This window comes from Thermoactinomyces sp. CICC 23799 (assembly GCF_016055145.1).
In the GTDB taxonomy this organism is placed as follows: domain Bacteria; phylum Bacillota; class Bacilli; order Thermoactinomycetales; family Thermoactinomycetaceae; genus Thermoactinomyces; species Thermoactinomyces intermedius.
Window position 1 is genome coordinate 192,595 of the sequence record NZ_JAECVV010000006.1, and the last position, 14,187, is coordinate 206,781.

13 protein-coding genes are annotated in these 14,187 nt (G+C 49.7%); 12 read left to right on the forward strand and 1 reads right to left on the reverse strand.

Annotation, left to right across the window (positions count from 1 at the left end; translation table 11 throughout):
* Nucleotides 1-178 precede the first annotated feature (178 nt).
* Genes ptb through I8U21_RS09960 form a run of 7 tightly spaced genes read left to right on the forward strand, consistent with a single transcriptional unit; the run spans nucleotide 179 to nucleotide 8,119 of the window.
* Nucleotides 179-1,084, forward strand: a complete 906-nt coding sequence (gene ptb / locus I8U21_RS09930; RefSeq protein ID WP_198053821.1) for a phosphate butyryltransferase — start codon at nucleotides 179-181, stop codon at nucleotides 1,082-1,084.
* Nucleotides 1,085-1,106: 22 nt separating this feature from the next.
* Complete coding sequence (locus I8U21_RS09935) at nucleotides 1,107-2,207, forward strand: Leu/Phe/Val dehydrogenase (RefSeq protein WP_181731667.1); 1,101 nt, start codon at nucleotides 1,107-1,109, stop codon at nucleotides 2,205-2,207.
* A 35-nt stretch (nucleotides 2,208-2,242) separates the two neighbouring features.
* Nucleotides 2,243-3,355, forward strand: coding sequence for a butyrate kinase (gene buk / locus I8U21_RS09940; protein WP_181731837.1), 1,113 nt, complete (start codon nucleotides 2,243-2,245; stop codon nucleotides 3,353-3,355).
* On the forward strand, nucleotides 3,348-4,775 hold the full coding sequence (gene lpdA / locus I8U21_RS09945; RefSeq protein ID WP_181731666.1) for a dihydrolipoyl dehydrogenase: 1,428 nt from the start codon (nucleotides 3,348-3,350) through the stop codon (nucleotides 4,773-4,775). The genes buk and lpdA overlap by 8 nt, the downstream gene beginning before the upstream one ends.
* An 18-nt stretch (nucleotides 4,776-4,793) precedes the next feature.
* A complete protein-coding gene (locus I8U21_RS09950; RefSeq protein ID WP_037997459.1) occupies nucleotides 4,794-5,783 on the forward strand; it encodes a thiamine pyrophosphate-dependent dehydrogenase E1 component subunit alpha in 990 nt (329 codons plus the stop codon).
* 20 nt (nucleotides 5,784-5,803) lie between these two features.
* Entirely contained in the window at nucleotides 5,804-6,790 is a 987-nt protein-coding gene (locus I8U21_RS09955) for an alpha-ketoacid dehydrogenase subunit beta (protein ID WP_181731665.1), read from the forward strand.
* A gap of 24 nt (nucleotides 6,791-6,814) precedes the next feature.
* Nucleotides 6,815-8,119 carry a dihydrolipoamide acetyltransferase family protein gene (locus tag I8U21_RS09960; RefSeq protein WP_181731664.1) on the forward strand — a complete coding sequence of 435 codons (1,305 nt, stop codon included), beginning with the start codon at nucleotides 6,815-6,817 and terminating at the stop codon, nucleotides 8,117-8,119.
* A gap of 99 nt (nucleotides 8,120-8,218) precedes the next feature.
* Here the strand turns inward: I8U21_RS09960 and I8U21_RS09965 are convergent, their stop codons facing one another.
* Nucleotides 8,219-8,395 carry a hypothetical protein gene (locus I8U21_RS09965; protein ID WP_156097763.1) on the reverse strand — a complete coding sequence of 59 codons (177 nt, stop codon included), beginning with the start codon at nucleotides 8,393-8,395 and terminating at the stop codon, nucleotides 8,219-8,221.
* Between the two features lie 316 nt (nucleotides 8,396-8,711).
* Between I8U21_RS09965 and I8U21_RS09970 the strand changes: the two genes are divergently transcribed.
* The 5 genes from I8U21_RS09970 (at nucleotide 8,712) to I8U21_RS09990 (ending at nucleotide 14,156) form a co-directional block, all read left to right on the forward strand.
* Nucleotides 8,712-10,352, forward strand: coding sequence for an acyl-CoA mutase large subunit family protein (locus I8U21_RS09970; protein ID WP_198053822.1), 1,641 nt, complete (start codon nucleotides 8,712-8,714; stop codon nucleotides 10,350-10,352).
* 16 nt (nucleotides 10,353-10,368) lie between these two features.
* Nucleotides 10,369-10,785, forward strand: a complete 417-nt coding sequence (locus I8U21_RS09975) for a cobalamin B12-binding domain-containing protein (protein ID WP_181731662.1) — start codon at nucleotides 10,369-10,371, stop codon at nucleotides 10,783-10,785.
* Nucleotides 10,778-11,203, forward strand: coding sequence for a methylmalonyl-CoA epimerase (gene mce / locus I8U21_RS09980; RefSeq protein ID WP_181731661.1), 426 nt, complete (start codon nucleotides 10,778-10,780; stop codon nucleotides 11,201-11,203). Before I8U21_RS09975 ends, mce begins: the two co-directional genes overlap by 8 nt.
* A 12-nt stretch (nucleotides 11,204-11,215) precedes the next feature.
* Nucleotides 11,216-12,757, forward strand: coding sequence for an acyl-CoA carboxylase subunit beta (locus I8U21_RS09985; RefSeq protein WP_181731836.1), 1,542 nt, complete (start codon nucleotides 11,216-11,218; stop codon nucleotides 12,755-12,757).
* Between the two features lie 253 nt (nucleotides 12,758-13,010).
* Entirely contained in the window at nucleotides 13,011-14,156 is a 1,146-nt protein-coding gene (locus tag I8U21_RS09990) for a M20/M25/M40 family metallo-hydrolase (RefSeq protein ID WP_181731660.1), read from the forward strand.
* Nucleotides 14,157-14,187: the final 31 nt, after the last annotated feature.

Consider the following 14,187-nt stretch of genomic DNA (forward strand, 5'->3'; position numbering starts at 1 on the left):
CAAACGAAAAAAATCTAAAATAACAAAAGCCGCTGATAAAATCGCGGGATTTTCATTTTTTGACGGGGTTGGCACGCCATTTGCATATCAGTATGGCGGCCGGCGAAATCGTAAAAACTATCATTGACGAATGGAAAGGACGACTCAAACAATAGCCGGAATGAAGAGGTGTTTAAGTATGTTGAGATCTTTTGGAGAAATACTAAAAAAAGCAGAATCGTTGCCGTCCGTCAAGGTTGCCGTCGCAGCAGCCGATGATCAGGATGTGTTGGAGGCTGTTCGTGATGCCATGCAACATGGAATTGCCGAATTCCTGTTGTTTGGGGACGAAGCCAAGATCCGGGAGATCAGCCGACAAATCGGTCTTGATATCAATGACGGGCAAATCTTTCATGCGGATTCCCCCGCGCAAGCTTCAAAAATGGCAGTATCCGCCGTTCGTGACCAACAAGCCGATGTGGTGATGAAAGGGATGGTTCAAACGGCTGACTTTTTGCGGGCCGTCTTAAATAAAGAAAAAGGCTTGAGAACCGGCGCTGTATTGAGCCATGTGGCCACGTTTGAAGTTCCGGGATATGACCACTTGATTCATGTCACCGACCCGGCATTGAATGTGGCTCCGGATCTGAAAGAAAAAACCCAAATTGCCCAAAATGTGATCCGGTATTGTCACACGCTCGGAAATACCGAACCGAAAGTCGCGGTCCTGGGTGCAGTGGAAGTGGTAAATCCCAATATGGACGCGACACTTCATGCTGCCGCTCTCGCGCAAATGAACCGCCGCGGCCAAATCAAAGGCGCTTTGGTGGACGGGCCGTTTGCTTTGGACAATGCGGTGTCCGTGAGAGCAGCGGAACATAAAGGAATTGAGAGTCCTGTTGCCGGACGTGCGGATGTTTTGTTGGTGCCGGACATTGAGGCAGGAAACATGCTGTACAAATCCATGGTGTATTTTGCCAACAGTAAAATCGGTGCCGTTGTTCTGGGAGCTGCCGCTCCGGTGGTATTGACTTCCCGTGCGGATTCGCCGGAATCCAAACTGTATTCGATTGCGCTTGCCGTGTTGCAAGCAGCAGCCCAATGATCTGATTGAGGAGGAATGAAAGATGAAAATCTTCGATTACATGGAAAAATATGATTATGAACAACTCGTCATGTGCCAAGATAAAGAGTCCGGCCTCAAAGCCATCATTTGTATCCATGATACCACCCTGGGGCCGGCTCTGGGTGGTATGCGCATGTGGACTTACGCTTCGGAAGAAGAAGCCATTGAGGATGCGCTGCGCCTGGGAAGAGGGATGACTTACAAAAATGCAGCTGCCGGCTTAAACCTCGGCGGCGGAAAAACGGTGATCATCGGCGATCCGAGAAAAGACAAAAACGAAGCCATGTTCCGTGCTTTGGGACGCTTTATCCAAGGATTGAACGGACGGTACATCACGGCGGAAGACGTGGGAACCACTGTGGAAGACATGGATATCATTCATGAGGAAACCCGTTACGTGACAGGCGTATCGCCCGCTTTCGGTTCCAGCGGCAACCCTTCACCGGTGACGGCTTACGGCGTATACCGTGGAATGAAAGCGGCTGCAAAAGAAGCTTTCGGCGATGACTCACTCGAAGGCAAAGTGGTGGCTGTTCAAGGAGTGGGACATGTTGCTTACGAATTATGTAAGCACTTGCATAATGAAGGGGCCAAATTGATTGTGACCGACATCAACAAAGAAAATGCAGACCGTGCCGTGCAAGAATTTGGTGCCGAATTTGTTCATCCGGACAAAATCTATGATGTGGAATGCGACATTTTTGCTCCTTGTGCGCTCGGGGCGATCATTAATGACGAAACCATTGAACGCTTGAAATGCAAAGTGGTGGCCGGTTCGGCAAACAATCAGCTGAAAGAAGAGCGCCATGGAAAAATGCTTGAAGAAAAAGGAATCGTCTATGCGCCGGATTATGTGATCAATGCCGGAGGCGTGATCAATGTCGCCGATGAATTGCTGGGTTATAACCGTGAGCGTGCGATGAAAAAAGTGGAAGGCATTTACGACAAAATCCTGAAAGTGTTTGAGATCGCAAAACGGGACGGCATTCCGAGCTATCTCGCAGCAGACCGCATGGCGGAAGAACGGATTGAAATGATGCGCAAAACAAGAAGCACATTTTTGCAAGATCAACGCAACCTGATCAATTTTAACAACAAATAAGGGATGGAAAATTGCAGGCAGATTAGAATGGAGTGTTGAAGGTGGAGCCGATTCGGGTTCTGGCAATTAACCCTGGATCAACTTCGACGAAAATCGGTGTGTTTGCGGACGAAAAACCGATTTTGGAAGAAACATTGCGCCATGATCCAAATGAAATAGCAAAGTTTAAAGACATGTTTGACCAATATCCGTTTCGCAAACAGGTGATTCTGGACACCTTGGATCGCGAAGGGATCAACTTGAACAAACTGGACGCCGTGGTCGCACGCGGAGGGTTGTTGAGACCGATTCCGGGCGGAACTTACAAAGTGAATGAAGAAATGATCGCTGATCTGCGTTCAGCGGAATATGGCACACATGCTTCCAACCTGGGTGCCATCATTGCCCAAGAAATTGCGGATCAATTGAATATTCCGGCATTCATCGTGGACCCGGTGGTGGTGGATGAATTGCAACCGGTTGCACGGATTTCCGGGATTCCTGAAATTGAGCGGAGAAGCATTTTCCATGCTTTGAACCAAAAAGCAGTGGCCCGGCGCGTTGCTCAAAAATTGGGGATGACCTATGAAAAAAGCCGTTTTATTGTTGTGCATATGGGAGGCGGCATCACGGTGGGTGCGCATCTGGAAGGCCGGGTGATTGATGTCAACAACGGATTGAACGGAGAAGGACCGTTTTCGCCCGAACGTGCGGGGACGGTGCCGGTTGGCGATTTGATTTCTCTCTGTTTTTCCGGCAAATACTTTGCCAGTGAAATTATGCGCATGGTTGTCGGGAAAGGCGGACTCATGGGTTATCTGGGAACGACGGATGCCCGCGAAGTAGAAAAGATGATTGAAAACGGGGATGAAAAGGCGGCTTTGATTTATGAAGCGATGGCTTATCAAGTGGCCAAAGAAATCGGAGCTTATTCCACGGTGTTAAACGGACAAGTGGATGCCATCATTTTGACGGGCGGTCTGGCCTACGGGAAATCTTTCACCAAAATGATCCAAGATCGTGTGGATTGGATTGCCCCTGTGCATGTGGTCCCTGGAGAAAATGAATTGCAAGCATTGGTCGAAGGAACGTTGCGTGTGGTTCGCGGCGAAGAAGAGGCCAAGCATTATCCACCGATAGAAAAAGGAGTCGAGGTAGTCCATGGCTGAGAACTATGATCTCGTCGTATTGGGGGCCGGGCCCGGCGGTTATGTCGCCGCTGCCCGTGCCGCCCAACTGGGAATGAAAGTGGCTGTTGTCGAAAAGGAACGCTTGGGAGGCGTCTGCTTAAATAAAGGATGCATCCCGACCAAAACTTTGTTGAGAAGCGCCGAGCTTTACCATAACATGAAAAACAGCGAAGAATTTGGAATCACTGTCGGGGATGTCAGTCTGGAATTTAACCGGGTGCAAAAAAGAAAACAAAAAGTGGTCGACACCTTGCATAAAGGAGTCGAAGGACTTCTCAAGAAAAATAAAGTGGATGTTTATTACGGAACCGGCCGCATTTTGGGCCCGTCCATTTTCTCGCCGATGCCCGGGACCATTTCCGTGGAGCACGCGGACAGCAGTGAAGAACCGACGATGTTGGTTCCCAAAAACGTGTTGATTGCAACGGGTTCCAGACCCCGAACACTGCCGGGGCTCGAAGTTGACGGTCAATTTGTCATGAACTCGGACCATGCCTTGCAAATGGAAGAGCTTCCGAAATCCATGATTATCATCGGAGGCGGCGTTATCGGGGTTGAGTGGGCTTCCATGCTGAGCGACTTTGGTGTGGATGTCACCATTGTGGAGTATATGGACCGGATTTTGCCTTTGGAAGATGAGGATGTCAGTAAGGAGATGGCCCGTCTTCTGAAGAAGAGAAAAGTAAAAATCCTGACCGGTGCCAAAGTGCTGCCGGAAACCGTCACTGCTCAGGATGGAAAAGTGACCATGCAGGTGGAAAAAGGCGGGGAAGTGACAACACTGGAGGCCGACCGCACCCTTGTATCCGTCGGGCGTGAAGCCAACATCGATGACATTGGCTTGCAAAACACCTCGATCAAAGTGGAAAAAGGTGTCATTCAAGTCAATGAATTCATGCAGACGGAAGAAAGCCACATTTACGCCATTGGTGATGTCATCGGCGGATATCAGTTGGCTCATGTGGCTTCGCATGAAGGAATTTTGGCAGTGGAACACATGGCCGGCAAAGAAGTTTATCCGATTGATCCGCTCACCATTCCGCGATGCACATACAGCCGTCCGGAAGTGGGAAGCATCGGTTTGACCGAGGCACAGGCCAAAGAGAAAGGCTATGAAGTCAAAGTCGGCAAGTTTCCGTTCCGGGCCGTCGGAAAATCATTGGTATTCGGAGAAATGGACGGATTCATAAAAATCATCTCCGACAAGAAAACTGATGACTTGCTGGGTGTGCATATCATCGGTCCCCATGCAACCGATATGATTTCGGAAGCCGGGCTGGCGAAAGTATTGGATGCAACGGCTTGGGAAATTGCCCATACCATTCACCCGCATCCGACATTATCCGAGGTTTATGCCGAAGCAGCGATGGCTGTTGACGGAAAACCGATCCATGGTTAACGAAAGGGGCGTTTTTTGATGAGCGAATTGAACCATCGGGAATTGGGATTAAGCGATGACCAAGTGTTGGATATGTACCGTTACATGCTTTTGGCGCGCAAAGTGGATGAGCGCATGTGGCTTTTGAATCGGGCCGGTAAAATTCCCTTCGTGATCTCTTGTCAAGGTCAGGAAGCCATCCAGGTGGGGGCTACGTTTGCATTGGATCGCGAAAAAGACTGGCTCTGCCCTTATTACCGTGATTTGGGCATGATGCTGGTATTTGGGCAAACCGCCAGAGACCAAATGCTGTCTGCCTTTGCCAAAGCAGAAGATCCAAACAGCGGCGGACGCCAGATGCCCGGACACTATGGAGATCACCGTTTCCGCATTTTAACCGGTTCCAGCCCGGTGACGACCCAAGTGCTTCATGCGGTGGGAATCGCTTATGCCGGAAAACTGGAAAACAAAGATCATGTGGTCCTCACCACTTGCGGGGAAGGTTCCAGCAACCAGGGGGATTGGCATGAGGCATGCAACTTTGCGGGGGTTCATAAACTGCCTGTGATCTTTATGGTGGAAAACAACAAATATGCCATTTCCGTGCCGCTCTCCAAGCAAGTGGCCGGGGGCGAAGTGTGGAAACGGGCAGAGGGATACGGATTCCCCGGCATCAAAGTGGACGGAAACAATCCGCTTGAAGTTTACAAAGCGGTCAAAGAAGCAGCTGAACGTGGCCGGAAGGGAGAAGGCCCCACATTGATCGAAGCCGTTTCCTACCGTTTGGTTCCGCACTCCAGTGATGATGATGACCGTACTTACCGGGCACGGGAAGAAGTGGAAGAAGCAAAGAAAAAAGACTCATTGGTCGTCTTTAAAAATTACCTGATGGATCAAGGTGTGTTGACCGAGGAGAAAGAAAAAGAAATTCAGGATCAAATCGCCAAAGAGGTGAATGATGCCACGGATTATGCGGAAAAAGCACCTTATCCGGAACCTGAAACCATTCATGATCATGTATATGCCTAATCGAGCAGGAGGGAATGAATATGCCGGTCATTTCATATATTGATGCGGTGACACAAGCACTGAAGGAAGAAATGGAACGTGATTCACGTGTTTTCGTGCTTGGAGAAGATGTGGGGGTGCGCGGCGGTGTTTTCCGGGCAACCGACGGCCTGTATGAACAGTTTGGGCCGGAACGGGTGCTGGACACGCCCCTGACGGAATCTGCGATTGTCGGAGTCGGGATTGGCGCAGCGGCTTACGGGATGCGTCCGGTGGCTGAAATCCAGTTTGCGGATTTCATCATGCCGGCGTATAACCAAATTGTCAGTGAAGCGGCGCGGATTCGTTACCGCTCCAACGGCACCTGGCATGTGCCCATGGTGATTCGTGCTCCGTACGGCGGAGGCGTTCACGGTGCATTGTACCATTCACAAAGCGTGGAAAAGCTGTTCACCGGTGTTCCCGGATTGAAAATTGTGATGCCATCCACTCCTTATGATGTCAAAGGGTTATTAAAATCGGCGATCCGCGATGACGACCCGGTGTTGTTCTTTGAGCACAAACGTTGTTACCGGTTGATTAAAGGAGAAGTTCCGGAAGAGGATTATACCGTTCCGATCGGAAAGGCTGAAGTGAAGCGGGAAGGATCCGATGTCACTGTGATCACCTACGGTCTGATGGTTCATTACGCTTTGCAGGCTGCTGAAAAATTGGAAAAAGAAGAAGGAATCAGCACCCATGTCCTGGATTTGCGCACATTGGTCCCGCTGGATAAAGAAGCGGTTCTCGATGCGGTGAAAAAGACCGGAAAAGTGATCGTGATTCATGAGGATAATAAAACAGGAGGATTTGCCGGGGAAGTTTCTGCGGTCATTGCCGAAGAAGCCTTATTTGAATTGGATGCCCCCATCAAACGTCTTTGCGGTCCGGATGTACCTGCCATGCCGTACAGCCCGCCGCTTGAAAAAGAATTTATGTTGAATCCGGAAAAAATTGCAAATGCCATTCGCGAATTAGCAGAATTCTAACCAGATGAGGAGGTTCTTCCCAAAATGGCGACCGATATTTTAATGCCTCAGCTCGGGGAAAGTGTAACCGAAGGCACCATTGCAAAATGGCTGAAAAAACCAGGAGATCCTGTAGCCAAATATGAACCGATTTGTGAAGTGTCCACAGACAAAGTGAATGCCGAAGTTCCGTCAACTTATGAAGGAACAATGGCGGAAATCATTGCTGAAGAAGGCGAAACCGTCGAAGTCGGGCAACTCATTTGCCGCATCGAAGTGGCAGGCGAAGAAGGCGGCACGGAAGTACCGGCCAAAGAAGAAGCTTCCGCTCCCGCCCGGGAAGAAGCCAAAGCACCGGAACCAAAACCGGCCGCACAAAAAGAGGATTCCAACAAACATCGCTATTCTCCGGCCGTCATGCGCTTGGCCCAGGAAAATAACATCGATTTGACGCAATTGACCGGAACCGGAAAAGGGGGACGGATCACCCGTAAAGATGTCCTGAAAGCGATTGAAGAAGGAACCGGAAGGGCCGCTGCTCCGGCTCAACCGTCTCAACCGGCAGCACCGGCTCCGGAAAAAGCGGCCGAACCCAAAGCCGCGGCAGACAAACCCGCTGCCAAACCGGCATCCGGTTCCGGCATTGTGCTGGAAAATGGCGATACCGAGATTCCTGTCTCCAGCGTGCGCCGTACCATTGCCAACCGCATGGTGCAAAGCAAGCATGAAGCACCCCATGCCTGGACGATGATGGAAGTGGATGTAACGGGGCTTGTGGAATTGCGCAACCGCATCAAACATGACTTCCAAAAACGCGAAGGCGTCAAGTTGACCTTTATGCCTTTCTTCATCAAAGCGGTTGTGGATGCGCTCAAAGAATACCCGATCCTCAATTCGGTTTGGGCGGACGACAAAATCATCCTGAAGAAACGCATCAATATTTCGATGGCCACGGCCACCGATGATGCCTTGTATGTACCGGTGATTCATGATGCGGATGAAAAGAGCATTCTGGGACTGGCCAAAGCCGTACAAAACCTGGCCGAAAAAACACGGAACGGAAAATTGGAACTGGCCGACATGCAGGGCGGAACGTTTACGGTGAACAATACCGGTTCATTCGGTTCGATCCAGTCGCAACCCATTATCAATGCGCCGCAGGCAGCCATCCTGTCCTTTGAAGCGATCGTGAAGCGCCCGGTGATCTATAACAACATGATTGCCGTCCGGGACATGATGAACATTTGCTTGTCCCTCGACCATCGGATTCTCGACGGCCTAGTGGCAGGACGTTTCTTGAATCGCGTCAAAGAACGCTTGGAATCCTATGGCCCCGACACGCAAATTTGACGTTGACCAAAAAAGGCACCCATTTCCGGGTGCCTTTTTTTCGGATGGAACAAAAAAACAAGGTTCTCACCAGGGCCGATGAAAACCTTGTTACCGCTTTTATTGGAGTCCGATAAAGAAATCATACAAAGCAAGCAAAGTCACTCCAACGACTCCCAATGTAAAGATGCCACCGATCACAAAGCCGGGTTTGTTTCCGGTTTTTTTGTTGTACCATGCTCCGCGTACGGCAAGAATACTGATGATGACCAAAAGCGGTACCATAAAGTAATCCATCGTCATTCCACCTACTTTCTCAAACTCCAGTCGATTTCAGTATAAACCTGAGAATGATTCATTAACCGTTAGTATATGGAAATCAGAATTAAAACATACTGGTGCAAATGGAAGCTGCAACCAGAGTAACAATGAAGTAAACCTGGCTTGAACTCAGGCCGTTTGTAAAATAATTTACCTCAGGTTACATTGTAACCAACATTGTCACCAATGTCCATGTTCTTTCCGATCGTAAAAAATCATTCAAAGATGATAAATATTTGTTATATTAAGAAGTGAAAGCGTTTTATCATATCTTGAGAGGAGACTGTCAATAATGAATAAATCATCCAAGCAAGAAAAATTGAAAATTTGGCAAGAAAAAACCGATCGGCTCCTCCAAAAAACGCCGGAAAGAAAAGAGAAATTTCATACATCCTCGGAGATTGAAGTGAAACGCCTTTATACAGAAGCGGATGTACCGGAAGATCCGGGGTTGCCGGGAGAGTTTCCCTATACACGCGGGATTTATCCCACCATGTATCGCAGCCGGCTTTGGACCATGCGGCAATACGCCGGTTTCGGGTCCGCCGGAGAAACCAACAAACGGTTTCGTTATCTGTTGGAACAGGGGCAAACCGGACTCAGTGTCGCTTTCGACCTTCCCACCCAGATCGGCTATGATTCGGATGATCCCATGTCGCAAGGGGAAGTGGGGAAAGTCGGGGTGGCCATTGACTCCCTGAAGGACATGGAAAGGTTGTTTGCGGGCATCCCGTTGGATCAGGTCAGCACTTCCATGACCATCAATGCACCGGCCAGCGTATTGCTGGCGATGTACATTGCCGTTGCGGAAAAACAAGGAGTGCCTTCCGAAAAGCTGAGAGGAACCATTCAAAATGATATTTTGAAAGAATATATTGCCCGTGGAACTTACATCTTCCCGCCGAAACCGTCCATGCGCTTGATTACGGATGTGTTCCAATATTGTGCGGAACATGTTCCCAAGTGGAATACCATCAGCATCAGCGGATATCACATCCGGGAGGCCGGTTCCACTGCGGTTCAGGAGATTGCATTCACTTTGTCCGACGGCATCGCTTACGTGGAAGCCGCACTGGAAGCGGGTTTGGAAGTGGATCAGTTTGCACCCCGTTTGTCCTTTTTCTTCAATGCGCATAACCACTTTTTTGAGGAAATTGCCAAATTCCGTGCAGCCCGGCGCATTTGGGCCAAAATTATGAAAGAGCGTTTCAACGCGTCGAACGAGCGCTCGTTACAATTGCGTTTCCATACGCAAACAGGTGGATCCACGCTGACGGCCCAACAACCGGACAACAACATTGTGCGGGTGACCTTGCAAGCATTGGCGGCGGTTCTGGGCGGAACCCAAAGTTTACACACCAACTCCCGGGATGAAGCATTGGCCCTGCCCACGGAAGAGTCGGCAAGAATCGCCTTGCGGACACAGCAGATCATTGCGCATGAAAGCGGTGTTGCCGACACGGTGGATCCGCTCGGAGGATCGTATTATATCGAAGCGTTAACCGACCGGATCGAAAAAGAAGCTTGGCGCTATATTGAAAAAATTGACAAAATGGGCGGGGCGGTCCGTGCCGTGGAGGAAGGGTACATGCAGCAGGAAATCCATCGGGCTGCCTTGTCCACCCAAAGAGAAATCGAGTCCGGCAAACAAGTGGTGGTCGGTGTGAACCGTTACCGGTTGGAACAAGAAACCGAACCACAATTGTTGCGGGTGGATCCGGCCATTGCCAAACAACAAGTGGAACAATTGAGGGAATTAAAAGCCAACCGGAACGCAATGGAAGTGGAGGAAAAGTTAAACCGGTTGAAAAAAGCGGCGCAAGGGACGGAAAACCTGATGCCTCATATTCTGAACGCCGTCAAAGCGTATTGTACGATCGGCGAGATTTGTCATGTGTTGCGGGAAGTTTTTGGCGAATACCGAGCGGGATAAAAAGGGGGAAATTGAAATGAAGCGGACGATTCGTGTGTTGATCGCCAAACCCGGGTTGGACGGCCATGACCGGGGGGCGCTCATTATTGCACAAGCGTTGAGAGACGAAGGGATGGAAGTGATTTATACCGGTTTGCGCCAAACGCCGGAGCAGATTGTTGCCCAGGCGATTCAAGAAGACGTGGATGTCGTCGGCTTGTCTTGTTTGTCGGGGGCTCATAACGAATTGTTTCCCGAAGTGGTGCGTCTGTTAAAAGAACAAGGCGCTGGAGATATTCCGGTCATTGCAGGCGGGGTGATCCCGCAAAAAGATGTGGAGTTTTTGAAACAGCAAGGCATTGCCGAAGTGTTTACACCGGGGACCCCGACGAAACAGACAGCGGATTTTATCCGGAAACTGGTTGCCGAAAAGGAGCGTCAACAGCATGAGTGAAGGGAAAACCAAAAAAATCAGCCATATCGGAATTGCCGTTCGCAGTCTGAAGGAAGCCGTTCCTTTGTACCGGGATATTTTCGGGTTGGAATACGAAGGGGAAGAAGTGGTGGACAGCGAGCAGGTTCGCGTGGCTTTTTTTAAGATCGGAGAAAGCCGGATTGAATTATTGGAACCATTGTCAGAAAGCAGCGCAATTTACAAATATTTGCAAAAGAAAGGGGAAGGGATTCATCACATCGCCCTGGAGGTCAGTAATTTAAATCAGCGGCTGTCGGAATTAAAAGAGAAAGGGATCCGGTTGATTCATGAACAGCCGAAACCCGGAGCCCATCAAATGAATATCTCTTTTTTGCATCCGAAAGCAACCGGCGGTGTATTATACGAGCTTTGTGAACCTCGAGAAAGAGAGGAGTAAACCACCATGAATATGTACCAAAAGATTGACCAGCTTTATGAAAAGCGCCGCAAAGTGGAAATGGGCGGCGGGGAAAAAAAGATCCGGTCCCAACATGACAAGGGGAAATTAACGGCCCGCGAACGGATTGATTTGCTGCTGGATGATGACAGTTTTGTCGAGTTGAACACGTTTGTGGAACACCGGGCGGTGCATTTTGGCATGGATCAAAAACAAGCACCGGGGGAAGGGGTGGTGACCGGTTACGGAAAAATTCACGGACGGGACGTTTATGTCTTTGCCCAGGATTTTACCGTATTTGGCGGGGCATTGGGCGAAATGCATGCACTCAAAATTGCGCGCTTGATGGATTTGGCCGCCAAGAACGGGGCCCCGGTCATCGGCTTGAATGACTCGGGAGGGGCAAGGATTCAGGAAGGCGTGGTTTCGCTGGATGGATACGGCCATATTTTTTATCGCAATTCCATTTATTCCGGGGTGATTCCCCAGATTTCAGTCATAATGGGGCCTTGCGCCGGAGGGGCCGTCTACTCGCCGGCCATTACCGATTTTGTGTTTATGGTGGAAAAAACCAGCCAAATGTTTATTACCGGACCAAAAGTGATTGAAGCCGTCACCAGAGAACAAATCAGTCCGGAAGCACTGGGCGGGGCGAAAGTGCATGCCGGTGTGAGCGGAAATGCCCATTTCACCGCGCCGAGCGAGCCGGAAGTTTTGGAGCAGGTCCGCCGCCTCATGCAGTTTCTCCCGCAAAACCACCGCGAAAAACCGCCTGTGGTTCCGTACCAGGATGAGGATGACTGGATTGAAGAACTGGCGGAGATCGTCCCGGTGGAAGAGACCAAAGTGTATGATGTCCGGAAAGTGATTGAATACATCGTCGATGGCGGCGATTTTATGGAAGTCCATGAATCATTCGCGCGCAATCTGGTGGTTGGTTTCGGCCGCATTGCCGGCCGGACGGTGGGAATTGCCGCCAATCAGCCCAAAGTGATGGCAGGCAGTCTGGATATCGATTCATCAGATAAATTAAGCCGGTTTATCCGGTTTTGCGACAGCTTTAACATCCCCATCATCACCTTTGAGGATGTGACCGGCTTTTTCCCGGGGGTCAACCAGGAGCATCGCGGGATTATCCGGCATGGAGCCAAAATTTTATATGCTTACTCCGAAGCAACTGTCCCCAAAATCACGGTCATTTTGCGCAAAGCTTTCGGAGGGGCTTATGTGGCCTTAAACAGCAAGGCGATCGGCGCGGATCTGGTATTTGCCTGGCCGAGTGCGGAAATTGCCGTCATGGGGGCGGAAGGAGCGGCCAACATTATTTTTTCCCGCACAATCCAAGAGAGCGAAAATCCGGAACAAACCCGGCAGGAAAAAATCCGGGAATACAAAGAGAAGTTTTCCAATCCTTACATTGCGGCCAGCCACGGCATGGTGGATGATGTCATCGATCCGCGGGAAACCAGACAGAAATTAAAACAAGCTTTAAAGATGTTGGAAAACAAAAAAGAAAGCCGCCCGGCCAAAAAGCACGGGAATATTCCGTTGTAAGGCCAGGAGAAGGATGCGAAAAGTGGGAATCCGAAAGGGTTTCCACTTTTTCCTTGAGGCAATATTTTTGATCCGGATGAAAAAAATGGGAAAAGGGGATGATAGGGGAATAAGGAGGTGAAAAAAATAAGAAAGTGGTATGATAAAATATGGCTCGAAAAATGGAGCTTGTACCAATTTTTGTTATCCAATTCTAAATGATGGTGTTACAATAAGAAAAAATTTTTTGCATCGAATGGAGGAAGGATTACCATTGGTTAACCAACAACGGCTGATTGATGAATTCATTGAACTTGTCACAACGGACAGTGAAACAGGGGATGAACGGGTTATTTGTGATTTATTGAAGGAGAAGTTGACCAACCTCGGTTTTGATGTGAAAGAGGATCATTCCAACGAAAAAACCGGACACGGTGCCGGAAATATCGTGGCAACGTTAGACGGAACGTTGGAAGATGCACCGAAAATCTATTTTACCTGCCACATGGATACCGTTGCCCCCGGAAAAGGGATTCGGCCTGTCATGAAAGATGGATATATCCAATCGGATGGAACGACGATTTTGGGAAGCGACGACAAAGCGGGACTGGCAGCGTTGATGGAAGGAATCCGCCTGATGAAGGAACAAAACATCCCGCACGGAAAAATTCAATTTATCATTACCGCCGGCGAAGAATCGGGATTAATCGGTTCGCGCCATTTAGACTTGAGTTTGGTGGATGCCGATTTCGGTTTTGCCCTCGATTCCAACGGACCGGTGGGCGAAATCATCACTTCCGCCCCGTCCCAAGTGAAAATCATTGCGACGATTTACGGAAAAGCGGCTCACGCCGGAGTGAATCCGGAAGACGGAATCAGCGCTATCCAGGTGGCCAGCCGGGCGATTTCCAAAATGCGCCTGGGCCGGATCGACAGTGAAACCACCGCCAATATCGGTTCATTTCACGGCGGGACGGCCAGCAATGTGGTTCCGGAAAAAGTGGAGATCATTGCCGAAGCCCGCAGTCGCAATGACATCAAATTAAAAGCACAAGTCAAGCATATGGTCCAGGCATTTAAAGAAGCGGCAGACGAGCTCGGGGCCCGTGCCGAAGTCGAAACAAAGGTGCTTTATCCCTCATTTAAATTCACTGAGGAAGATTTGGTCGTGCAAAAAGCCATGGCGGCGGTGGAACGGGTCGGCCGGAAACCGAAATTGGATGTGAGCGGCGGAGGAAGTGATGCCAATGTCATCGCCGGATACAACATCCCGACAGTGAATCTGGGAATCGGTTACGAAAACATCCATACCACCAGTGAACGGATGCCGGTTCAGGAATTGATCAAAGCAGCCGAACTGGTTGTGGCATTGGTTCAGGAGTGCGCCAAAGTTCCGGTGCCGCAAGGTATTCAATCATAAGAACCCCGGCCGGGGGGTTCTTTCTTTTTTG

What these genes read in the sequence shown, in the direction of transcription:
- I8U21_RS09965 (WP_156097763.1), bottom strand. Translation starts at nt 8,395, where the DNA reads ATGGATTACTTTATGGTACCGCTTTTGGTCATCATCAGTATTCTTGCC.
- mce (WP_181731661.1), top strand. Translation starts at nt 10,778, where the DNA reads ATGAGTGAAGGGAAAACCAAAAAAATCAGCCATATCGGAATTGCCGTT.
- I8U21_RS09950 (WP_037997459.1), top strand. Translation starts at nt 4,794, where the DNA reads ATGAGCGAATTGAACCATCGGGAATTGGGATTAAGCGATGACCAAGTG.
- lpdA (WP_181731666.1), top strand. Translation starts at nt 3,348, where the DNA reads ATGGCTGAGAACTATGATCTCGTCGTATTGGGGGCCGGGCCCGGCGGT.
- I8U21_RS09975 (WP_181731662.1), top strand. Translation starts at nt 10,369, where the DNA reads ATGAAGCGGACGATTCGTGTGTTGATCGCCAAACCCGGGTTGGACGGC.
- I8U21_RS09935 (WP_181731667.1), top strand. Translation starts at nt 1,107, where the DNA reads ATGAAAATCTTCGATTACATGGAAAAATATGATTATGAACAACTCGTC.
- I8U21_RS09955 (WP_181731665.1), top strand. Translation starts at nt 5,804, where the DNA reads ATGCCGGTCATTTCATATATTGATGCGGTGACACAAGCACTGAAGGAA.
- I8U21_RS09960 (WP_181731664.1), top strand. Translation starts at nt 6,815, where the DNA reads ATGGCGACCGATATTTTAATGCCTCAGCTCGGGGAAAGTGTAACCGAA.
- I8U21_RS09985 (WP_181731836.1), top strand. Translation starts at nt 11,216, where the DNA reads ATGTACCAAAAGATTGACCAGCTTTATGAAAAGCGCCGCAAAGTGGAA.
- I8U21_RS09970 (WP_198053822.1), top strand. Translation starts at nt 8,712, where the DNA reads ATGAATAAATCATCCAAGCAAGAAAAATTGAAAATTTGGCAAGAAAAA.
- ptb (WP_198053821.1), top strand. Translation starts at nt 179, where the DNA reads ATGTTGAGATCTTTTGGAGAAATACTAAAAAAAGCAGAATCGTTGCCG.